The organism is Enterococcus sp. AZ067, from assembly GCF_051715005.1.
In the GTDB taxonomy this organism is placed as follows: Bacteria; Bacillota; Bacilli; order Lactobacillales; family Enterococcaceae; genus Enterococcus_D; species Enterococcus_D casseliflavus.
Genome location: NZ_JBIOSY010000001.1, coordinates 2,665,001 through 2,686,665 on the forward strand (window position 1 = coordinate 2,665,001; position 21,665 = coordinate 2,686,665).

The window sequence follows — 21,665 nt, forward strand, 5'->3', positions numbered from 1 at the left end:
CAGCGTCAGTTACAGACCAGAGAGCCGCCTTCGCCACTGGTGTTCCTCCATATATCTACGCATTTCACCGCTACACATGGAATTCCACTCTCCTCTTCTGCACTCAAGTCTCCCAGTTTCCAATGACCCTCCCCGGTTGAGCCGGGGGCTTTCACATCAGACTTAAGAAACCGCCTGCGCTCGCTTTACGCCCAATAAATCCGGACAACGCTTGCCACCTACGTATTACCGCGGCTGCTGGCACGTAGTTAGCCGTGGCTTTCTGGTTAGATACCGTCAAGGGATGAACATTTTATTCTCATCCTTGTTCTTCTCTAACAACAGAGTTTTACGATCCGAAAACCTTCTTCACTCACGCGGCGTTGCTCGGTCAGACTTTCGTCCATTGCCGAAGATTCCCTACTGCTGCCTCCCGTAGGAGTCTGGGCCGTGTCTCAGTCCCAGTGTGGCCGATCACCCTCTCAGGTCGGCTATGCATCGTTGCCTTGGTGAGCCGTTACCTCACCAACTAGCTAATGCACCGCGGGTCCATCCATCAGTGACGCAAAAGCGCCTTTCAACTTTCTTCCATGCGGAAAATAGTGTTATACGGTATTAGCACCTGTTTCCAAGTGTTATCCCCTTCTGATGGGCAGGTTACCCACGTGTTACTCACCCGTTCGCCACTCTTTTTCTTTCGGTGGAGCAAGCTCCGGTGAAAGAAAAAGCGTTCGACTTGCATGTATTAGGCACGCCGCCAGCGTTCGTCCTGAGCCAGGATCAAACTCTCATAATGATTTGTTTGAATGACCATACGGTCATTAAGCTCATAAAAATTAACTTTGCTAGCTATTGCTTGCATGTATTTGTTTCAATAAATTGAAACGTCCTACACATTGGTTCGTTTGCTTGCTTTGTTCAGTTTTCAAAGGTCTACCGTGCTGTGTTAGCAACTTTTATATCATACCAGAGCGACGTTTGTTTGTCAACTCTTTTTTAAAAGTTTTTTTCAAGAAGTTGTTATTTAACTTCTTTCTTAACCTCAGCGACTTTTTTATCTTACCATCTCAACCGTTATATGTCAAACACTTTTTTGAAAAGTTTTTTTGATTTATTAGGTTTTTCAGAGATGATATTTTTTCGACTTTGTTATAATAACACTTGTAAAATGTTTCGTCAACAACTAATTTCAAAAAAGATCAATCAGTGTTTGTTACAAATGCCTTAACAAGGACAAGTAATAATATAGCAATTCTTAAAGGAAAAATCAACTAAAAAAATAGGCTTTTTGGCAACTATTTTTATAAGCGAATTATTCATTGTCAAACGATTCGAACGTTCGTTTATAAGAAGTATTTTGCGGCTAAATCTATCATTAATGGATAAAAAAAGAGAACTTAAGCTTTTCGCCTAACGTTCTCTTTTCGTCCGATCTTCTGATTGAACGATCGGTATATAGATTCGAAAGATCGTTCCTTGACCGATGACACTCTCTGCTGAAATTTTTCCTTTATAGCTTTCCAATAACTGTTTCGCAATAGAGAGCCCTAGCCCGTTTCCGCCTTTGGTTCTAGCACGGGCTTTATCTACCCGATAGAAACGATTAAAGATCTTGTCGAGGTCTTCTTTGGAGATTCCCTCACCAAAGTCTTGAATGGCAATTTCAAAGGATTGCCGATCCAACGAAATGGATAGATGAACTTCTTTTCGATCAGTGGAATATTTCACTGCGTTATCCAAGACAATAATAATGATCTGTTCAAAATGATTGCGATAGATTTTCAGCTTCAACTCATGGTATAAGTCATCATCCAATGTAAAAACAAAATCCGGATACAGTATTTTAAAGTTATTGAAGACTTGATAGACAACTTCTTTTGCATTGGTTGTTTCATTTGCATAATGAACATCCACTTGTTCCGCTCTTGAGAGATCCAACATTTCCTGTACTAGCGTCTTCATCCGACTGATCTCTTGCATACTGGCTGCCAGAGACTCATCCAAAATCTCTGGATCGTCTTTTCCCCAACGCTGCAACAGATTCATATGTCCTTCAATGATCGCCACAGGCGTTCGCAACTCATGAGAAACGTCTTCGACGAATCGCTCTTGCTGTTCAATGTATAGGCGCATGCGATCCAGCATTTCGTTAAAGATATCTGCTAAATCAGACAGTTCATCGTTCGTATTTAATTCTGGCATATGCACCGTTGACTGTGGGTTTTTCCGAACGGTTTCCATCGTATCTCGCAAGACCTTTAACGGCTGAAGGAAATACGCTGATAAAAAGAACCCAAGCACACTACTAAGAATCAGAGAAACGACTTCTAAGATAATCAAAGTCAGCAGCAGTTTGCTGCGTATTTCGTAAAAAGAAGTCAATTCATAAAATGTTTGTGCATAGCCAATCCGCTCTCTGGTGCCTTTTGAATAGATGGGTTGGATCGAGAGAAAGCCTGTGATACCATCCAGCGTTACGATGGTTGGGGCTTTGCGCTGCGTGTCGATCAGTGCTAAATCATTTTCATGGGTTTTAAACACAAGATCCTCATTCAAATTATAAACAAACAAGCTCAACGGCGCTTGGCCTAATTCCGAAATAAAGGAATCGATTTTCATTAAGTTGCCATCGATCGTTGAAGTGCGATCATAAATGCTCGTCGTCCCCGCATCATTTTTGGTTAAATTACGATATGTTCGAACCAATGTTAGTTCTTGATCCGAATTGGCTAAACGAGAAGCGACCTCTGACATCGTTCGCTCCACATTGTTTTCTTCTTTAGCGACGATCAAATTCACCGACGTTTTATAGGTGATCACAGCAAAGATCGTAAATACGACGAATATAAAGAAAGAACTTGCGAAGGCCCACTTTACAGTTAAAGAAGGCCCCTTCAGTTCTTTTAATTTTTTCATTCTTTTTTTAAGGTTCACGACCGCATCACATAACCTGTACCACGAACGGTTTGGATATAGCTTTCCTCCCCTGGCACATCAATTTTATTTCGTAAGTAGCGGATGTAAACATCGACAACGTTGGTTTCAACTTCTGTCTCATAGCCCCAGACTTTGTTTAATAAAACATCTCTGGCTAAAACGACATTGACGTTTTCCATTAAAGTCAACAATAGCTCATATTCGCGTTTTGTTAGTTCAATGACATCTGTTCCACGTCGAACGACACGGTTTTCTTTTTCAATCGTTAGATCGCGGTAAGTGATCGTGGTTTGTTTTGCGACGTTTTTGTCCCCTTCGATATCGATACGGCGAAGCAACGCACGTAAGCGTGCCAGCAATTCTTCAATTGCAAAAGGCTTCACAATATAATCATCAGCACCATGATCCAAACCTGATACTCGATCAATCACAGAATCTCTCGCGGTCATCATGATGATCGGGGTGTTCTTCGATTGACGCACACGTCGGCAAACTTCTAACCCATTTAGCTCTGGAAGCATTAGATCCAATAAGATTGCATCCCATTCATTATTCAGCGCAGCATCCAGTCCCGTCCGTCCGTTGTAATGAACTTCGGTATTATACCCTTCATGCTTCAATTCTAATTCCACAAATCGAGCTAAGTTCTTTTCATCTTCAATGATTAGAATATTACTCATTATTGATAGCCCCTTTATTGATTATTCTGCCTTTAAAATAGACATTATCTGTCTTATTTTATCATGTATCTAAAAAATAAAAAAGAGATTGACCGAAAGTTCTCACTTTCGGCCTTTCTCTTTTGAATTCTCTTGAAGCTTACGCTTCGTCATACCATGAATAATGGAAAATTCCCTCTTTATCTGTCCGTTCATACGTATGCGCGCCGAAGTAATCCCGTTGTGCTTGGATCAAGTTCGCTGGCAAACGATCAGAACGATACGAATCAAAGTACGCGATCGCAGAAGAGAACGTCGGCACAGGGACACCCGCTTGGACAGCTAGCGCAACTACTTCACGTACAGAAGATTGATAGCGTTTGGTGATGTCTTTGAAGTAATCATCTAATAATAAGTTTTCGATGTCAGCGTTCTTGTCATAAGCATCCGTGATTTTTTGTAAAAATTGCGCACGGATGATACAGCCTGCACGCCAAATTTTGGCAATCTCACCAAAAGGAAGATCCCAATCGTACTCTTTTGATGCTGTACGTAATTGCGCGAAGCCTTGTGCATAGCTCATGATTTTACTGAAGTATAAGGCTTCACGGATCTTATTGATAAATTCTTCTTTGTTTCCTTCAAAAGCAACCGCTTCTGGTTTCGGTAATACTTTGCTGGCATTGACCCGTTCTTCTTTGTAAGCTGAGATATAGCGAGCAAAAACAGATTCAGTGATCAATGGCAATGGAACACCTAGATCTAAGGCACTTTGGCTCGTCCATTTCCCAGTTCCTTTATTGCCTGCAGCATCTAAGATCACATCAACGATCGGTTTGCCTGTTCCTTGATCATCTTTACGTGTCAAGATATCCGCTGTGATCTCAATTAGGTAGCTATCCAATTCACCTTTATTCCATTCGGCAAAGATATCAGCCATTTCATCAACAGATAGACCTAAAATGTTTTGCATCAAGTCATAAGACTCCGCAATCAGCTGCATGTCGCCATACTCGATCCCATTATGAACCATTTTTACGTAATGGCCTGCACCGTTTGGTCCAATATAAGTCACACAAGGTGTTCCATCTTCGGCTTTTGCAGAAATTTGTTCCAAGATTGGCGCAACCAATTCATACGCTTCTTTTTGTCCTCCTGGCATGATCGAAGGACCTTTCAAGGCGCCCTCTTCCCCACCAGATACACCTGTACCGATAAAGTTGATTCCTGAGTTTGCCAACTCTTCGTTACGACGAACCGTATCTTTAAAGAAGGTATTTCCGCCATCGATCAAAATATCGCCTTTGTCTAGATGAGGCAATAATTCTTGGATCGTTGCATCTGTCGCAAATCCTGCTTTTACCATTAATAAAATACGACGTGGTTTTTCAATAGATTGAACAAATTCTTCTATCGTATAGGTTGCTTTAAAATTTTTATCTGGATGTTCTTTTACTACTTCTTCTGTCTTTGAACCAGTACGGTTAAATAAGGCAACTGAATAACCGCGGCTTTCGATGTTCAACGCTAAGTTTTTGCCCATAACAGCCATACCGACAACGCCGATTTGTTGTTTTGTCATCTTTCATCCTCCTAAGATTCAATTATCTTTTTCATTATAGCGCAAATGTACCTGCTTTTGAACTATTCTCTTTCGCTGGACAAAAAATATTTCTGAAAAGTTCCATATTCGTCAAAAAAACAAAAAAACCTCAGGCTCCATGGTTAGCCTAAGGTTTTAGAATCCTCTTTCTGAAAAAAAGGAATTATGCTTCTTTTGTTGCTACGTCTTTGCCATCGTAATGACCACAGTTTGAGCAGACATGGTGGCTTTTTTTCATTTCACCACAGTTTGCACATTCGTTCAAACCGTTGATTGTCAATTTGTAATGTGTACGACGTTTTGCTTTCTTCGCTTTCGAAGTTTTTCTAGCTGGTACTGCCATTTTGCTACACCTCCTTGTTAATGAACGCAACCTTGAGGCTGCAATTTATTCCAATCCTACGCGTTATCGTCATCTGATTCAGTGAATAATTCGGATAATTTTGCAAGACGAGGATCAACTTGTTGAGCTTGCGCTTCTTTTTGATTTGCAAAGTCTTCTTCTGACAAAACAGCCCAATCGTTGCCAGATGGCATTGCTGAACCTTGCTTTTCTTCTTCTGTCAGGACTTGCAAAGGAATCGCAAGTAATAGGTTATCAGCGACAGATTCATCTAAGCTGATGGTTTGACCTTCAACGATCAAAACTTCTTCTTCGACGATCATTTCATCGCGACGCTGAAATTGCTCTGGTGTCATGAAGTGTTCATCCACTGAAAAATCAAAAGGAATCGCTACAGGTGTCAAAGAACGAGTAGATGGCAATGTCATCGTCGTTTCTACTTGATAGTGCAGCAAGTATCCTTGCTTATCAACACTCATCAGCCCTTTTACTTTTACAGGAGACAAATCAATGATCTGTCCATCGCGTTTTATCAGTTGACTCTTTAAGTCAAGTGTTTCTTCAAACATCAGCGGTGTCTCTTGGTATTTTTTTAATTCCAATAAAGACCATTTCATTTTTATCACCCCTAAGCAACAAAAGCAATTATACAGGGCTTCTGAGGCTTTGTCAATGAAATTTTCTTGACACCTTTTTCATTTTTGATCGTGTCATTTTAATGCCCTTTCTCAAGGGATTTCGACCCTCTCAAAAAAACAACAGGAAGCGCACAACGTGCACTTGCCTGTTGCTTGATCAATCGTTAAAAATCATTAGATCGCTGTTGTTTCTCCACGATAAACGATACCGCGACGAGAATCAAGAGTAACCAATTCGCCATCTTTGATGGTTGTTGTTGCGTCTTTGGCACCAACGATGACTGGTAGATCTTTCGCGATTCCGACAACTGCTGCATGAGAAGTCAAGCCGCCATCTTCAACAACTAAAGCTGCTGCTTTTTCGATTGCTGGCATATATTCTTTATCTGTTGTTGGTACAACTAAAATCATGCCATCTTTTGCTTTCGCAATTGCTTCTTCGGCACTGTGAGCGATCACGGCATTGGCAACAACTGATTTTTCACCAATCCCTTGCGCTTCAAGCAATTTTGAACCGATCAATTGGATCTTCATGACGTTGGTTGTTCCGCGTTCACCAACAGGAACACCGGCTGTGATCAAGATTAGATCGCCTTCTTTAGCAAAACCTAAATCAACTGCTTGTTTTGCTGCTAATTCAAACATTTCATCAGTTGTTGATGGTTTTTCAGCAACGGTTGGGTAGACACCCCAGTTAAGCATCAAGCCACGTTTTGTACGTTCGTCAAATGTAACAGCTAAAATGTCAGCATCTGGACGATATTTAGAGATCATTTTTGCAGTGTAGCCAGATTCAGTCGCTGCAACGATTGTTTTTACCCCTAGGTTTTTCGCCGCACGAGCAACAGATAAACCGATTGTTTCTGTTACATCTGTTTTATCGAATTGGTTGATTTGGAATGTGCTGTTTTCTGATAAAGCTTTTTCAGCTTCAATGTCGATCCGTGCCATTGTTGCTACTGCCTCAACAGGGTAGTCACCGTTTGCTGATTCACCAGAAAGCATTGTTGCATCGGTACCATCAAAGACAGCATTGGCAACGTCAGAAGCTTCTGCACGGGTTGGACGTGGGTTTTGTTGCATTGACTCTAACATTTGTGTTGCTGTGATAACTGATTTACCAGCAGCGTTACATTTTTTAATGATGCTCTTTTGAACCATTGGTACTTCTTCAGCAGGGATCTCAACACCCATGTCACCACGGGCAACCATGATACCATCAGAAACTTTGATGATTTCATCGATATTATCGATACCTTCTTGTGATTCGATTTTAGAGAAGATTTGCACATGAGTCATGTCTTTTTCTTCTAAAATTTCACGAATCTCTAAAACGTCTTGCGCTTTACGTACAAATGAAGCGGCAATGAAGTCGATATCGTTATCAAGACCAAAACGGATATCTTCTGCATCTTTTTCAGTAATACCAGGTAAGCTGATTGATACACCAGGAGCGTTGACCCCTTTACGTGATCCTAACATTCCAGCATTTTTAACAACAACCACTAATTCGCGGGTTGCTTCGTCTTTTTCTTTGATTTCCATGTCGATCAAACCATCATCAAACAAGATGTGTCCGCCCACATGAACATCTTCAAATAAACCAGGATAAGTTACAGCAATTTTTTCTTTTGTTCCTTTGTGTTCTGGATCCATTGAAATGCGTGTTTCATCGCCAACGTTAAATTGGATGTATCCAGCACGACCAAAGTCAGCTTCTGTCGTATTTTGTACAGTTGTACGGATTTCAGCACCTTTTGTATCTAAAAGGATACCGACATCTTTACCAGTTTTCTTCACGGCTTCACGAACCATTGTCATACGCGCTAATTGTTCTTCATGATCTCCATGAGAGAAGTTAAAGCGGAAGACATTCGCACCGGCTTCAATCAGTTGAGAAATAATTTCCACACTGTTACTTGCTGGTCCTAATGTACTTACGATCTTTGTTTTTTTCATTACTAAACGCTCCTATTCATTTATTTAAAATAGCTAATAAGCTTTTTTTACAAAATTACTGTTGCGTTGCTCTAAAAAATCTCTTTAAAATGAGATTTCTTTGTTCAAGTTATACAAGCTAAGATCTGGCTTGTGACGATTGTTTTCAAGGGTTTCGATAATATCAGAAGCAATCATTTCATTGTTTTCGATACCGATACATAGACCGCCTTTGCCTTGTTGCAATAATTCAACGGCATATGAACCAAATTTACTTGCTAACACACGGTCACGAGCGCTTGGTGAACCACCACGGACAACGTGTCCTAGAATTGATACACGGGTATGGAAATCGCCGTATTCAGAAAGTTTGTCAGCAAAATCATTTCCGCCCATCACGCCTTCGGCTAAAACGATCAAGCAATGTTTTTTCCCGCGGTCGCGTCCTTCACGGATACGATCAGCAACAACTTGCATGTCAAAATCATGTTCTGGGATGATGATTTCATCCGCACCACCGGCCACACCTGACCATAAAGCGATATCGCCAGCACCACGTCCCATTACTTCGATCACAAATGTGCGGACATGTGATGTCGCTGTATCACGGATACGGTCAATCGATTCTAAGACAGTATTGATCGCTGTATCAAAACCAATCGTGAAATCTGTTCCTGGAATGTCGTTATCGATCGTTCCTGGAATCCCGATTGCTGGGAAACCGTGGCGAGTAAGTGCCATCGCACCATGGTAAGATCCATCTCCACCAATCACGACTAGCCCTTCGATGCCAAATTTCTTTAATTGCTCGATTCCTTTTAATTGCCCTTCTTGTGTCGCAAATTCTGGATAACGTGCTGAATATAAGAATGTTCCACCACGTTGAATTTTGTCACCAACATCAGCAACATCTAAGCGACGAATGTCGCCTGCGACTAGTCCGGCATAGCCATAGTTGATTCCATATACTTCAAGTCCGTCAAAAATACCCTTTCTGACAACTGCGCGAATCGCTGCGTTCATTCCTGGTGCATCGCCGCCACTGGTTAGAATTCCAATGCGTTTCATTATTCTTTCACCTCATCAAAAGATTTTGTTTAGGGAAGCCCCTGTTTGCTAGTTTTCAAGTAATAACCACGAGACATATTCTACCATTATTCCATGAAAATGTCTTGAAATAGTGGGAAAAAGTTGAAAAAAGTGTAAGTTGAATTATCGTTTTCGGAAAATTACTTGAAAATTACATTTCCATTTCCTAATAATGCCTTCAGTTGTGTGACAAAGTTCGGCTCATCCGTTACCCAGTTTTCTTCTGCTAATAACACTTTTTTGCCACTACTTTCATAAAACATCACCACTGGAATATTTCCTTGATGCTGCTTCATTTCCTTCGACAATGCTTGCAGGTGCGACGTTTCGGCTTCAGCAGAAATCTTTAAGTAGCAAGTTTGTGGCGCAATTTTATTTTGAACGTTTTCTGCTAAGTCTATTTTATCAGCAATGAGTTGGATTTCACCATTGTAACGACTTACCTCGACCTTTCCTTCAATATAGAGAACAGCATTTTCTTCGATCAAGGAACGCACTTGTCGATAAACGATGGGAAAAATCGTTACTGAAACTTCTTTGCTAGCATCCGTTCCTTCAACAAATGCCATCTGTTCGCCTTTTTTTGTACGTATCTCCCGAATCTTGCGGACATACAAAAGGATGCGGACCCGTTCATTCGGAACCAGATCGGCAATATCGGTGATTTGTTTTAATTGATGCAATTTTTGAAACTGTTCTACGGGATGGCCAGACAAATAAACACCTAAGTATTCTTCTTCCAAAGCCAGTTTCTCTTCCAGTTTGTAATCGGCAACGGCTTCTTCTTTTAAAGCCATGGTTTCTAAGAGATCCAAACTGCCGCCACTATAAGTAATATTTTGGATTTTCCCTTCTAGTTGGATCAATGCTTGTTTTCGATTAGGCGCAATCACATCGAATACACCGATGCTCAAAAGCGGCAATAAATAGTCCAACTTTAACCACTTGCTGTTCCGCTGATTCAAGCGAAGTAAAAATTGATCCATAGACGTGAAATTACCATGCTCTTTTCTTTCTGCCAAAATGTCTTGGATCATGTCGCGTCGGATTCCTTTGATACTGCTGAAACCAAAACGAATTTGTTTTTCATTTTGCAGTTGAAAACTAAACCCACTGGCATTGATCGAAGGCGGCAGTACTTCTACGCCATAACGTGCGGCTTCATTTAAATATTCTTTCATTTTGCTGGCGGTGTTGCGTACCGAGTGTAGGATCGAAGCAAAAAATGGTGCGGGATAGTGTACCTTCAGATAGGCCATTTGAAAGCCGATAAAGGAATAGGCAAACGCATGGGATCGATTAAACCCATAATTGGCGAACCGCTCGATATAGTCATAGACCAAATTGGCGGTCTTTTCATCGTACTGATTGGCTAAGGCGCCTTGCACAAAATGACGACGTTCCTCATCCAAGACGTCTTTTTTCTTTTTACTGATTGCTCGACGCAAAATATCTGCTTGTCCTAAGCTGAAACCAGCCATTTTGGAAGCTACCTGCATGATCTGCTCTTGGTAGACAATGATTCCGTAAGTGTTTTGCAAAATCGGAATCAAGCTGTCATCTGGATAAGAGACACGCTCTTGTCCTTTTTTCCGCTTAATAAAGGTATCGATATTTTGCATCGGTCCTGGACGATACAAGGCATTGACTGCGGCAATATCCTCGATGCTTTCTGGTCCTAACTTACGCAGCACATTGCGTATCCCCGCTGATTCAAATTGGAAGATCCCTGCGGTCTCGCCTTTTTGAAACAAGCGCAATGTTGCTGGATCATCAAGAGGAATCTCCTTTTGGGTAACGATTTGTTGGCTGATTCGTTTAATGCCTTTCAAGGTATTATCAATGATCGATAAGTTTCTCAAGCCTAAAAAGTCCATCTTCAATAGGCCGATGGCTTCTACGTCATTCATGGTAAATTGGGTCAGCCAGATCCCATCGCTGCCTTCTTGTAAGGGAACCAGATCAAGCAAATTCTTGTCACTGATCACCACACCAGCGGCATGAGTCGATACGTGACGTGGCAAGCCTTCTAAAATTTTGGCGACTTGAAACATTACTTGGTTTCGCTCATTAAACGACACCAATTCTCGCAGCTGATTGGATTGTTCATAAGCAAGATCTAAGGTCATTTTCAAGGCACTGGGGATGGCTTTTGACCAGCGATTGGCTTCACTTTGCGAAAGACCAAAGACACGAGAAACATCTCGCAGAACCATTTTGGCCGCCATGGTGCCAAACGTCGCAATCTGTGCCATATATTCTTGCCCGTATTTTTGGCGCACATACTGTAAAATCTCGTCTCTGCGATTGTCAGGAATGTCTAAATCAATATCAGGCATCGTGTAACGTTCTGGATTCAAGAATCGTTCAAACAAAAGATCGTATTTGATTGGATCTACGTCGGTGATCGATAAAACATATGCCACCAGTGCGCCAGCAGCCGATCCCCGTCCAGCGCCGGTAACGATCTCTTGTTGGTGGGCAAAGTCCATGACGTCCCAAATAATCAAGAAATAGTCATCAAAGCCCATCTTATGGATGACGGACAACTCATAATCCAAACGCTGTTCGTACGCCGATGTAACGTGGGCAACACGCTGAGGCAGACGCTCAAAACAAATTTTCCGCAAATAGTCCGCAGCGCTTTCTTCGGCTGGTAGCGGGTAATGAGGCAACAGCCGCTGATGCAGCGGCAGCTCGACGGCGCATTCAGCTGCAATCCGCTGATTATTCATCAATGCCTGCGACCATTCTTCAAATGCCGCGGTCAGTTGGTCTGCTGGTTGTAGAAAAAGCTGCGCAGCCCCTTGCTCTTTAGCCTGACGAAAGTCTTCAATTTGCGAGCCCTCTTTGATATGCGTCATCACTTTGACTGCAAAGGCTTCTTCTTGTGCTAAAGCCGCGATTGGTTGATACGCACATGGTGCAATGTTTTGCTCGTTAAACCAAGCGATCGTTTCTGGATCTAACCCTTTGCTAGTAATACCTAAAAACAAGCTCTCAGAATCAAATTTATGGCTGATTGCTCGCAGTGCTTCTTGATTGGCTTCTAGATCATCGTGCTGAGAAGGCAGAAATCCCTCGCCTTCAGGCAGCAAACCAAAGAGGTCCTGCAAAGAATCACAAGCAGCCAAATTCAACTGCTCGGTGATCATTTTTTCACTTGATAAACGCATCAAGGTTTGATAGCCCTTGAGGTTTTTTGCAAATACGTACAACGGAAAGGACATTGATCCCTCTCCGAAGGTACAGTCGAACAAAGCGCCAAAAATCGGCTTGATGCCCTGTGCTAGGCATTGCTGATAAAACTCGACCGCGCCATAGAGAACATTATGATCGGTCAGACCCAACGTCTGATAGCCCATCTTTTTGGCTTGCTCTATATAGTGAGGAATTTTGATCGTACTTTGCAGCAACGAATAGGCGCTTAAGGTGGTGAGCTGTGAATACATTGAAATCCCTCCAAAAATGAAAATTCTCTTTCTTTCTGCTAGTAATTAGATTTGAAAAACAAAATGAAAAAGTGAAAATCTTTACAATAAATATTTTTGTGATAAACTAAAGTCGAAATGGAAGATACGCAGAAAAGAGGTGTCGTCATGCGTTACTTAGTCACTTTATTTTGGACTTTTGTATTAGGTCAAGTCGTTGGCTATCTAGGCAGCTCACTTGCTGGAGCAACTTATGATTTTCAATTAACTTCAATCATCTCTTTGGTCACAGGTGTGGTGATCATTCTTGTTGGTATTATCGCACCAGCGCCTGAAAAGACAAGCCATTAAAAAAAAACCAGTTACCTTTATTGTAACTGGTTTTTTTTTCTTTTCAACTATTCACTGATGTCCGTTTTACGCAAGCTTTTACGGAAATTAAATCCTGAGATAAAAATATTGATCAGTACAAACCCGCTAGTTACCCAAAAGACGGCGGGATAACCAAAGCCAGCTGCCACCGTTGAGCCGACCATCGGACCTAACACTTGTCCAAAGTTAGAGAACATTTGGTTGTAGCTGTAGATGCGGCTGACCCCTTCCATCGGGGTGATCTTGCTGATCAGTGTGTTGATCGACGGCATCAACGCACCTGTCGAAAAACCAAGCAAGAAGCGCAGCACGCCCAACTGAAACGGTGTGGAGACAAAGCCCATCGGAATGAAACATAAAAATGACAGCAATAAACCGCCTAACAATACTTTGTGATTGCCGTAACGATCACCGATTTTGCCTAAAAATGGCGAAGAGATGATTGCCGAAACACCAGCAACAGAGACGATCAATCCGCTGACAAACAAAATATTGCCACTGTTCCCGCTTAGATCACGAATATACAATGTAAGGATCGGGCTGATACTCGTTACACCTAGCTGTAAAATCAGTGACGTAATAAACAAACCGACAAGCAACTGCATATTTTTGATTTGACCAAAAATTTCTTTGATGGACAGCAAATCGCCCTTTTCAACCGGCTCAAAATCTTCTTGAACGAGAAAAATCGTAAGCAAGAGCGTAATTAGCAGCACAACACCAGTAATGATAAAAACATTTTTCATGCCGAACCATTGCGCCAACGCCCCACCCATCGATGGACCGATCAAATTCCCTGCGATGGCTCCTGTAGCCAATGTCCCAAGCGCCCAACCGCTTTTTTCTCGAGGCGCCTGCGAAGCAATCAATGCAGTCGCATTGGGAATATACCCCGATAAAATTCCGGTAAAGAAACGCATGATCAACAACCAATAGACATTCGGTACAAAAGCCAAAGACCCCATCGTCACTGTCATCCCCGCAGCCGCGCGAATCATCATTAAGCGACGACCTTTTTGATCTGCTAGATTTCCCCATACTGGAGCAATGATAGCCGCCGCAAACGCCGTTACTGAGATTGCTAATCCAGAAAACAACTCAATTTGACTCTCTGGAGCGCCTAACTCTTCTATATATAAGGGAATGAATGGCATGACAAGACTAAAACTGGCACCCGTAAAAAAACAACCTACCCATGAAATCAGTAGATTTCGTTTCCAATCAATCTTCATTTACAAACCTTCTTTCACAAATACTATACCGTATCGTGCGTAATAATCAAATAAAAAAATCTTTCTGCAGGTAACATACAGAAAGATTTTCTTCATTAAACTTAACTGATCAAAGCCAAAATGACAAAGTTTAGGATAAACAACGCATTGACGACCCAGATGATCGGAGACACTTCGTTGGCTTTTCCTTTCACTACTTTCACTAATGCGTAGAAAATGAAACCAACAGCGATCCCATTGGAAATACTGTAAGACAAGCCCATAAAAATAGACGCGAAGAAAGCGGGAACTGCTTCTTCTAGATCGGTCCACTTGATGTCTGCAAACGAAGCCATCATCATTACCCCAACTAAGATCAACGCTGGTGCTGTCGCTTGTGCGGGAACGATGGAGATCAGTGGAGAAAAGATACTGCTGATCGCAAAGAGTGCTGCCACTACAACAGAAGTCAAGCCCGTGCGTCCACCAGCACCGATACCAGCTGCTGATTCCACATAAGTCGTTGTGTTTGAGGTCCCTACGATGGCACCTACAGAAGTGGCTACGGCATCTGCAAAAAGGGCTTTATCCATCTTCGTGTTCAACCCGTTACTGTTTTCAACCGCTTCTTCATCTTTTTTCGAAAAGATCCCTGTACGACGTCCAGTCCCGATAAAGGTACCGATCGTATCAAAGACATCTGATAAGCTAAACGCTAAAATCGTCATAATTACTTGAGGGATTTTGGCAGAATCACTGAATAGTGAGCCCATTCCTTCAGAGCCAAACGCAGCGCCAAATGTGATGCCTAGTTCGCTGATGGAACTTCCTAATGAATTCCCGTGCCAATCAATGGCACTTAAATCCACCACACCCATCAAAATACCGATGATCGTCGTTCCTAAAATACCAAAAATAATTGCCCCACGAACATTTTTCACCACTAATAAAGTAGTCACTACTAAACCAATCACTGCTAACAAAACAGGTGCATTATTGAAATTCGCCAAAGCTGGGACGATCCCCCCATTAAAATTGGCACTCACGATCGTCTCACCGTCGACAACTGAACCAGTCACTGCGGCAGTGTCTGCACTGAAGTTTAGCAAGTTGGCATTTTTGATCCCTACATAAGCCACAAAGATCCCGATCCCGCCGCCAATTGCATGCTGCATGCTTTCTGGAATCGCATGGATGATCATTTTTCTGATACGAGTGACCGTGATAAAAATGTTGATCAAGCCGCAGATGAAAACCATCGCTAATGCTTGCTGCCACGTATACCCCAAACCAAAAACGACGGTAAAGGTGAAGAATGCATTAAGGCCCATTCCAGGTGCTTGCGCGTAAGGCACATTTGCAAATAAGCCCATGATCAGGGTACCAATCACTGAAGCGATGATCGTTGCTAAGAAAACAGCTTGAAACGGCATGCCTGCAGCAGATAAAATCGTCGGATTCACAAACAAAATATAACTCATCGCGAAAAAGGTGGTGACCCCAGCCATCACTTCTGTGGAAACCGTCGTTTTATTCTCCTTTAATTTGAAAAACTTTTCCATGTTATGTTTCACTCCTGAACTTTAATCGTTTCTATGAAAAGAAAAAATGAATAATTGCGCTTTTCATCGAACAATTACAAATTATAAGGGAATAACTTTCGCTTTTCAAACCTTTTTCCGAATAAAACGAACCAAAAACGTTTAATGTTCGTGTTTTGCTTTGTAAATATTATGAAAACTTATCGAAAACTTACTTGTATTGTGAAATGACAGAAATATGTTACACTTAAGCCACTACCATAAGAGAATGGAGCGAGTCTTTTGAAACCAAAAATCATCGCCATTGATTTAGATGGCACAACCTTAAATACTGAATCCCAACTTTCCCCTCGCACACGTGAGGTACTGGTTCGCGCCACCAAAGCGGGACACTTTGTTACCATCGCTACAGGAAGACCTTTTCGTATGAGCGATCAATTCTATAAAGAATTGGCGCTCACAACACCAATGGTCAATTTTAACGGTGGGTTAGTCCATAAACCTCGACAAGTCTGGGCAAATGAAATGGAGCACTCGATCTCTCGAGAAATTGCGTTTGAGCTCATGGCGCAAAAAGAGCAGCTGGGGCTGACGTTTGTGGCAGCAGAAAATCGCGAAACCTTTTTCATTGACGACCTAAGCGGATTTGATCAGCACTTTTTCTTTTCGGGCAATGCTTCCGAAAAAAATCTATTAGCAAATTTAAAAACGGACCCCACTTCATTACTGGTGAAAACCGAAAATGAATTAGCAGAATCTGTTTCTTTACGTATCAAGGATCAATTCGACGATGCGGTCGATGTTCGAACATGGGGCGGACCTCAAGCTATCTTAGAGATCGTACCAAAAGGGGTCCATAAAGCACTTGGTCTTTCGGTGATCGCGGATTCTTTGTCTTTGGATCGACAAGATATCATCGCTTTTGGTGATGAACACAACGATTTGGAGATGCTAGATTATGCGGGCTGGGGCGTTGCCATGGCGAATGGCACGCAACAATTAAAATCGATCGCCAATGATGTTACCGACAAAACCAATGCGGAAGATGGCATGGTCGATTACTTGGAAAAATATTTAGGTCTATAAAAAAAGCCGATGCGGGATGTCCGCATCAGCTTTTTTTTTGCTGCCATATTCAAATCAAAGTGTTTCATAAACGATTTCTTTGGCTTCTGGAATCGATTCATCAATAAAGAATACTTTATACCAGGTCAAGAACGTAAAGATCGTCCAGATTTTTCGCTGAAGATTCGGTTTTCCTTGGCGATGGTCTTCAAGCATTTGTAAAATTGCTGTTTGATCGAAGAAGGTTGCCGCAAAGTCTGACTCAAAAAGGCTCTTGACTGCTTCATACCCTGTTCCTTCTTTCAGCCATGCCTTGATAGGTACAGGAAAGCCGAGTTTTTCACGGTTTGCCCACTCTTTTGGCAAATGACGGTTTGACGCTTGTCGAAACACATCTTTGGTGTTGTTTTGATTGATCAAATATTTCGTCGGGATCGTTTGCGACAACTTCTGCATCTCGATATCCAATAAAGGAACACGTAATTCCAAGGAACTCGCCATGGACATTTTGTCTGCTTTTAACAAGATATCCTTCGGCATCCACTGATGAAGATCTAAATATTGCATCTTATTGACCTCGTCTTTGAGACCATTGACTTTCTCGTAATGAGGCGCAACGATTTCAGCAACAGAGGGTCCTTTTTGATACGTTGGTTTTAAAAGCTGCAATGCTTCCTCTTCTTCAAAGACCAGTGCTTGCCCGATAAAGAAGTCTTGGGCAGGTGCCGTGGCTTCATAAAGATGGATTCGACCATGGAAGTTTTTCATTTTGCCGATTTGACGTCCCAAACGAAAGCGGATGTTTTGTGGCAATTTTTTCAACCCTTGGGCAAAAACGCGCACCGCTTTAGAGTTTGTGTGGAAGCCATAAGCAGCATAACCGGCAAATAATTCATCTGCCCCTTCCCCAGATTGAACGACTCGCACTTGCTGTGCTGCCAGATTGGCTAAAAAGTACAAAGGGACACAGCTTGGGTTAGAATCTGGTTCGTCCAAGTGATACTGAATCAACGGGAATGCCTCAAAGGACATTTCACCATCGATGACCGCTGCTGTGTTGTTCAAACCAAGTTTTTCCGTCAATTTGCGGGCCTCGATCGCTTCGTTGTAGGTTTTGTCATCGAACCCGATTGAAAACGAGCGATCTGGTCGCAAGACAGAAGCTACGTAACTTGAATCGACACCACTGGATAAAAATGAGCCGACTTCAACATCACTGATTTGATGAGCGGCAATTGATTCCTGGACTGCTTGATCGATTTTGTCGACCCATTCTTCTCTTGAATGATTTTCTTTCACTGAAAAATCTGCATCCCAATACTGCTTGATCGTCAATCCCTGTTCATTAAACAAATAATAATGCCCTTCTTGCAAACGATGAACGCCTTTAAAGAAGGTTTCTCCGTTCAAAGGCGAGTATTGAAACGTCAAATAAGGTTTCAACGCCTCTTGGTTCAACTCTTTCTTGAAATCTGGATGAGGCAAAAAGCTCTTGATTTCAGAACCAAACATAAAACTGCCATTCATTTGCGCATAGTAATATGGTTTGATCCCAAAGTGATCCCGTGCGCCGAAAAGCTCTTGTTTTTGAGTATCCCAGATGGCAAAAGCAAACATTCCCCGCAGGCGCTGCAAAACATCAATGCCCCACTCCTCATAGCCATGTAAGACTACTTCGGTATCCGCATGGGTAGAAAAAACATGACCCGCTTGGATCAATTCTTCCCGCAACACTTGAAAATTATAGATTTCCCCATTAAAAATAATGACTTTTGTTCGATCCTCGTTAAAAATCGGTTGTGAGCCACCTTCTAAGTCGATGATCGATAAACGACGAAACCCTAACGCTACTTGGTCGTCGGTAAATTTTCCTGAACTGTTTGGTCCGCGATGAACGATCCGGTCCATCATGCGTTCAATAATGATTTCTTTTTGGTCTTTTGAATTGACAAAGCCGACAATTCCGCACATATTTTCACATCCGTTTTCATAATCCATTTTCATTTTTCTAAAGTAAATCATACCATAGAATTCAAGAGATACGATCTCTTTTTCAAAAAAATACAATCAATATATTTTTGCACAAAACATAATTTGGAGACAAACCTTATGATATCAAGGTTTCCAACCATCTCATACTCTCAATCTTACAAATTTGTTATCTAAGAAAATAGCTATCCTCAAAATTCTTAAGAAATTTTTTATGAATTCTATTTTTCTGAAAATATACAAAGATACTTTTCCCGAATTTACTGACTCCAGGAAACTTCTTTGGCTGCCATTCTCAGGCATTGATTTCTTGAAAAGGATCAGTCAGATTCGTTCGTTTGATAGTTTTATTGGACGAATGTGAAAAAAAGTGTTATTCTAACTATGGAATTTCGTTATCAACTAACCGTTGCCTTTCAATGACAAGTTTTAAGAAAGGAGAATGACTATGACATTCTATAACACAGATCTACAATATCGTGTAACTCTGGATACCAAATTGAATTTATTTATCGTTTTCGATAAAAAAGATGCGAATCATTTTGCGACTGGAATTACGATCGAGCAAGCTGTACAAGAATTGAAAAAAACTGCATAAGGAGTTTATCCAAATGAAGGATACCGATTCGTACTGAAAGCACCTCGCTAAGGAAAAAATTAGCTAGGTGCTTTCTTGTTTTTTGGCTCGCTTTTGTCTTTTGCAGTATCCGCTTCTTGCTTCTGTCCACTTTGCTGTTCATCTAGCTGTAAGATTTCATCAACAGATCCTTGCGTAATAAATTTGCTCAATCCCTGTGCCGCAACTTTTGTGTAACGCATAAAGTAATCTTTTTCTTGAAAATCCATCTTCTTCCCTCCTACTGATACAACTGTACTTTCATTTCGTTTACTAGCGATTTTACCAGTAATTCTTGAGCGTCACTTCTTTAATACATATGAATGATCCATTAATAGCATACACGTTACATTTGTCAAATCATTCTTTTCCTCTATTCATGAAAAGACAAATCTGTTTTCTGATTCCAGACATAGTACTATTAACTTTAGGAAACTGTTTTCTTAGGAGGGATGCTTATGGCTACATTTTTCGCTGGTTTGTTTTTTATCGGTTTGATCGGTTTCATTTTTGGCATTATCTTATTTTATATTGGGTTGATAACTCAAAAAAACAAACGAGATCGAAATGTTTTTCTCATTGTCGCTTCCGCCTTTATTGTCTTGTTTTCGTATGGTGGCTTGTCCTTCTACCAAGATGTGACGTCTTTCGATAGCATCATTGCCCAATTAAGCCTTTCTTTACGTAACGAAGCAAGGAAAAATGAATCCTTTGGCGATGCCACTGCTTCCATGGAACAACCACAAGGAGAACAAACAGCTGGCAACAACGAAGCAAGCAGCGCGCAACAAGAAGAACCCGCAAACAATGAGCAACATACACCTCAACTTTCTCGTGAAGAAAGAAATGCACTGAATCGTGCAGAAAGATACTTATCCAGCAATGCGTTTTCTCAGTCGAGCTTGAAACGTCAATTACTCTATGAAGATTTTTCTGAGAGCGCAGCAGACTTTGCCGTAGCCACCGTGGATGCCGATTGGAACGAGCAAGCTTTGAAAAAAGCAATTCGCTACTCGCAAAATTTATCCTTATCAGATGAGCGTGTAGCGAACCAACTTTCCTATGAAGGCTTTACTTCTGAACAAATTGAATACGCCTTAGCGCGTTTGCCCGATTGATTCTTTTCGTTTGTTGCCGCACCACAAGAAAAAAGGGTCCAGCGAATTGGCGTACATTTCTGTTGATTTCCCGATTGAGTGTAAGCTGAGGGTTTTTCAGATGGTCATCGAGCAAACTCGGCAGTCAGTTAGCTTCTCGGCCCATTTTTCTGCCCACAACAAACAAAAAAGCCTATCTCAAAAGATAGGCTAAACGCTCCAAAGCGTTGATATAAGGAGAGTACAGGATTTGAACCTGCGCGCCGGGATGAACCGGGTCGGCGGATTTCGAGTCCGCTGCATTACCACTCTGCCAACTCTCCATAACAGTTATTTTCGCTAGTTTTATTAAAAATGTCAAGAAAAATCTGCACCCAATAAGTAATGGGATGCAGATTTTTTGTTCTTTAATCGAAGATGTAGCTATCTTTCTTTTCGATTACGCCTTCAATGGTCTCGTTGATGATTTTGATGATCTGGTCATCAGTGGGTGTGATGATACCCGCCGACATTAAGGAAGCCAAACCAGTCACAACGATCCATGCGCCATTATGTAGTGCATTTACCGCATCTTCTGAAAGATCCGCATATTTTTCTTCTGATTTGATCAAGGATTTGAAATAGGTCGATGAAAAATCATGCATCAATTTCCCACCGCCATAGTCGTCGATAAAAAGGGCGATGTAGAGATTGTGCTGCTCTTGAGCGAAGCGTATATAATTCAGGCCTAAATCAACAAGTTTGTCTCCTGTTCGAACAACTGGAAAAACATTTTCCGATAAATCTTTGAAAACAGCCTCCACCAAGGTATTTTTTAAGTCCTGCATATTTTCGAACTCAAGATAAATCGGTTGAGTAGAAATTCCCATGTGCTTAGCGATATTCCGGGCCGTAAAATTGCCAAAACCTTCTCTATTGATCAGTTCATAAGCGGCCTTCAAAATGTGTTCTCTTGTATAGACCTTCCTTCGCATCAATAAATCCCCCTTTTTATATTTATTTAATTGTAACCGAGATATTCATTTTTTTAAAATAAAACACTCCATCCGTTATCTTATTTCTATTCACTTTGTTCATTAAAAACGAATGTTTACTAATTAAAAGAAGTGCTTCTCCTTTCATTTATCACAAAAAATCCTACGCATTGGCTGCTAGTT

The 21,665-nt window shown here is 41.5% G+C and carries 17 protein-coding genes, 1 tRNA gene and 1 rRNA gene (1 of these 19 cut by a window edge); 4 read left to right on the plus strand and 15 right to left on the minus strand.

Features of this window, described 5'->3' with window-relative positions:
• From IGI82_RS12665 to dnaE, 9 genes are all read right to left on the minus strand, one after another.
• Window positions 1-775 (minus strand): 16S ribosomal RNA (locus IGI82_RS12665) (it extends 785 nt beyond the left edge of the window).
• Between the two features lie 614 nt (window positions 776-1,389).
• Window positions 1,390-2,895, minus strand: a complete 1,506-nt coding sequence (locus IGI82_RS12670; protein WP_034696083.1) for a HAMP domain-containing sensor histidine kinase — start codon at window positions 2,893-2,895, stop codon at window positions 1,390-1,392.
• Window positions 2,896-2,909: 14 nt separating this feature from the next.
• Window positions 2,910-3,596, minus strand: coding sequence for a response regulator transcription factor (locus IGI82_RS12675; protein ID WP_005229193.1), 687 nt, complete (start codon window positions 3,594-3,596; stop codon window positions 2,910-2,912).
• A gap of 139 nt (window positions 3,597-3,735) precedes the next feature.
• Window positions 3,736-5,157 (minus strand): NADP-dependent phosphogluconate dehydrogenase, encoded by a 1,422-nt coding sequence (gene gndA / locus IGI82_RS12680; protein ID WP_005229192.1) that lies wholly within the window; start codon window positions 5,155-5,157, stop codon window positions 3,736-3,738.
• A 184-nt stretch (window positions 5,158-5,341) separates the two neighbouring features.
• The gene (rpmF, locus tag IGI82_RS12685; protein WP_005229191.1) at window positions 5,342-5,521 is read right to left on the minus strand and encodes a 50S ribosomal protein L32; all 180 of its coding nucleotides are present in this window, start codon (window positions 5,519-5,521) and stop codon (window positions 5,342-5,344) included.
• 56 nt (window positions 5,522-5,577) lie between these two features.
• Complete coding sequence (locus IGI82_RS12690) at window positions 5,578-6,138, minus strand: YceD family protein (RefSeq protein ID WP_016619881.1); 561 nt, start codon at window positions 6,136-6,138, stop codon at window positions 5,578-5,580.
• Between the two features lie 195 nt (window positions 6,139-6,333).
• Entirely contained in the window at window positions 6,334-8,118 is a 1,785-nt protein-coding gene (pyk, locus tag IGI82_RS12695) for a pyruvate kinase (protein WP_008377816.1), read from the minus strand.
• Between the two features lie 84 nt (window positions 8,119-8,202).
• On the minus strand, window positions 8,203-9,165 hold the full coding sequence (gene pfkA / locus IGI82_RS12700; RefSeq protein WP_005237177.1) for a 6-phosphofructokinase: 963 nt from the start codon (window positions 9,163-9,165) through the stop codon (window positions 8,203-8,205).
• A 161-nt stretch (window positions 9,166-9,326) separates the two neighbouring features.
• Window positions 9,327-12,638 carry a DNA polymerase III subunit alpha gene (gene dnaE / locus IGI82_RS12705; protein WP_438842301.1) on the minus strand — a complete coding sequence of 1,104 codons (3,312 nt, stop codon included), beginning with the start codon at window positions 12,636-12,638 and terminating at the stop codon, window positions 9,327-9,329.
• Window positions 12,639-12,785: 147 nt separating this feature from the next.
• Here dnaE and IGI82_RS12710 point away from each other — a divergent pair, with 147 nt between their 5' ends.
• On the plus strand, window positions 12,786-12,968 hold the full coding sequence (locus IGI82_RS12710) for a YjzD family protein (protein WP_008377814.1): 183 nt from the start codon (window positions 12,786-12,788) through the stop codon (window positions 12,966-12,968).
• Between the two features lie 47 nt (window positions 12,969-13,015).
• Here the strand turns inward: IGI82_RS12710 and IGI82_RS12715 are convergent, their stop codons facing one another.
• Together IGI82_RS12715 and IGI82_RS12720 are read right to left on the minus strand one after the other, a co-directional pair.
• The gene (locus IGI82_RS12715; protein WP_438842302.1) at window positions 13,016-14,221 is read right to left on the minus strand and encodes a multidrug efflux MFS transporter; all 1,206 of its coding nucleotides are present in this window, start codon (window positions 14,219-14,221) and stop codon (window positions 13,016-13,018) included.
• A 101-nt stretch (window positions 14,222-14,322) separates the two neighbouring features.
• Window positions 14,323-15,762, minus strand: coding sequence for an NCS2 family permease (locus tag IGI82_RS12720; RefSeq protein WP_005237180.1), 1,440 nt, complete (start codon window positions 15,760-15,762; stop codon window positions 14,323-14,325).
• A gap of 261 nt (window positions 15,763-16,023) precedes the next feature.
• Between IGI82_RS12720 and IGI82_RS12725 the strand changes: the two genes are divergently transcribed.
• A complete protein-coding gene (locus tag IGI82_RS12725; RefSeq protein WP_005229159.1) occupies window positions 16,024-16,827 on the plus strand; it encodes a Cof-type HAD-IIB family hydrolase in 804 nt (267 codons plus the stop codon).
• Between the two features lie 54 nt (window positions 16,828-16,881).
• Here the strand turns inward: IGI82_RS12725 and asnB are convergent, their stop codons facing one another.
• Window positions 16,882-18,777: an asparagine synthase (glutamine-hydrolyzing) gene (gene asnB, locus IGI82_RS12730; RefSeq protein ID WP_010749664.1), complete on the minus strand. Its 1,896-nt coding sequence runs from the start codon at window positions 18,775-18,777 to the stop codon at window positions 16,882-16,884.
• A 466-nt stretch (window positions 18,778-19,243) separates the two neighbouring features.
• Here asnB and IGI82_RS12735 point away from each other — a divergent pair, with 466 nt between their 5' ends.
• A complete protein-coding gene (locus IGI82_RS12735) occupies window positions 19,244-19,393 on the plus strand; it encodes a hypothetical protein (RefSeq protein ID WP_005229155.1) in 150 nt (49 codons plus the stop codon).
• A 59-nt stretch (window positions 19,394-19,452) separates the two neighbouring features.
• Here IGI82_RS12735 and IGI82_RS12740 read toward each other — a convergent pair whose 3' ends face one another.
• Window positions 19,453-19,641, minus strand: a complete 189-nt coding sequence (locus tag IGI82_RS12740) for a hypothetical protein (RefSeq protein WP_005229151.1) — start codon at window positions 19,639-19,641, stop codon at window positions 19,453-19,455.
• A 228-nt stretch (window positions 19,642-19,869) separates the two neighbouring features.
• Between IGI82_RS12740 and IGI82_RS12745 the strand changes: the two genes are divergently transcribed.
• The gene (locus IGI82_RS12745) at window positions 19,870-20,529 is read left to right on the plus strand and encodes an Ltp family lipoprotein (protein ID WP_156237008.1); all 660 of its coding nucleotides are present in this window, start codon (window positions 19,870-19,872) and stop codon (window positions 20,527-20,529) included.
• Window positions 20,530-20,743: 214 nt separating this feature from the next.
• Here IGI82_RS12745 and IGI82_RS12750 read toward each other — a convergent pair.
• Together IGI82_RS12750 and IGI82_RS12755 are read right to left on the minus strand one after the other, a co-directional pair.
• A tRNA-Ser gene (locus IGI82_RS12750) sits at window positions 20,744-20,831 on the minus strand.
• Window positions 20,832-20,915: 84 nt separating this feature from the next.
• A complete protein-coding gene (locus IGI82_RS12755) occupies window positions 20,916-21,482 on the minus strand; it encodes a TetR/AcrR family transcriptional regulator (protein ID WP_010749693.1) in 567 nt (188 codons plus the stop codon).
• Between the last annotated feature and the right edge of the window lie 183 nt (window positions 21,483-21,665).

What these genes read in the sequence shown, in the direction of transcription:
- IGI82_RS12740 (WP_005229151.1), bottom strand. Translation starts at nt 19,641, where the DNA reads ATGGATTTTCAAGAAAAAGATTACTTTATGCGTTACACAAAAGTTGCG.
- dnaE (WP_438842301.1), bottom strand. Translation starts at nt 12,638, where the DNA reads ATGTATTCACAGCTCACCACCTTAAGCGCCTATTCGTTGCTGCAAAGT.
- IGI82_RS12710 (WP_008377814.1), top strand. Translation starts at nt 12,786, where the DNA reads ATGCGTTACTTAGTCACTTTATTTTGGACTTTTGTATTAGGTCAAGTC.
- IGI82_RS12735 (WP_005229155.1), top strand. Translation starts at nt 19,244, where the DNA reads ATGACATTCTATAACACAGATCTACAATATCGTGTAACTCTGGATACC.
- IGI82_RS12720 (WP_005237180.1), bottom strand. Translation starts at nt 15,762, where the DNA reads ATGGAAAAGTTTTTCAAATTAAAGGAGAATAAAACGACGGTTTCCACA.
- IGI82_RS12690 (WP_016619881.1), bottom strand. Translation starts at nt 6,138, where the DNA reads ATGAAATGGTCTTTATTGGAATTAAAAAAATACCAAGAGACACCGCTG.
- asnB (WP_010749664.1), bottom strand. Translation starts at nt 18,777, where the DNA reads ATGTGCGGAATTGTCGGCTTTGTCAATTCAAAAGACCAAAAAGAAATC.
- pfkA (WP_005237177.1), bottom strand. Translation starts at nt 9,165, where the DNA reads ATGAAACGCATTGGAATTCTAACCAGTGGCGGCGATGCACCAGGAATG.
- IGI82_RS12715 (WP_438842302.1), bottom strand. Translation starts at nt 14,221, where the DNA reads ATGAAGATTGATTGGAAACGAAATCTACTGATTTCATGGGTAGGTTGT.
- pyk (WP_008377816.1), bottom strand. Translation starts at nt 8,118, where the DNA reads ATGAAAAAAACAAAGATCGTAAGTACATTAGGACCAGCAAGTAACAGT.
- gndA (WP_005229192.1), bottom strand. Translation starts at nt 5,157, where the DNA reads ATGACAAAACAACAAATCGGCGTTGTCGGTATGGCTGTTATGGGCAAA.
- IGI82_RS12755 (WP_010749693.1), bottom strand. Translation starts at nt 21,482, where the DNA reads ATGCGAAGGAAGGTCTATACAAGAGAACACATTTTGAAGGCCGCTTAT.
- rpmF (WP_005229191.1), bottom strand. Translation starts at nt 5,521, where the DNA reads ATGGCAGTACCAGCTAGAAAAACTTCGAAAGCGAAGAAAGCAAAACGT.
- IGI82_RS12745 (WP_156237008.1), top strand. Translation starts at nt 19,870, where the DNA reads ATGGCTACATTTTTCGCTGGTTTGTTTTTTATCGGTTTGATCGGTTTC.
- IGI82_RS12670 (WP_034696083.1), bottom strand. Translation starts at nt 2,895, where the DNA reads ATGAAAAAATTAAAAGAACTGAAGGGGCCTTCTTTAACTGTAAAGTGG.
- IGI82_RS12675 (WP_005229193.1), bottom strand. Translation starts at nt 3,596, where the DNA reads ATGAGTAATATTCTAATCATTGAAGATGAAAAGAACTTAGCTCGATTT.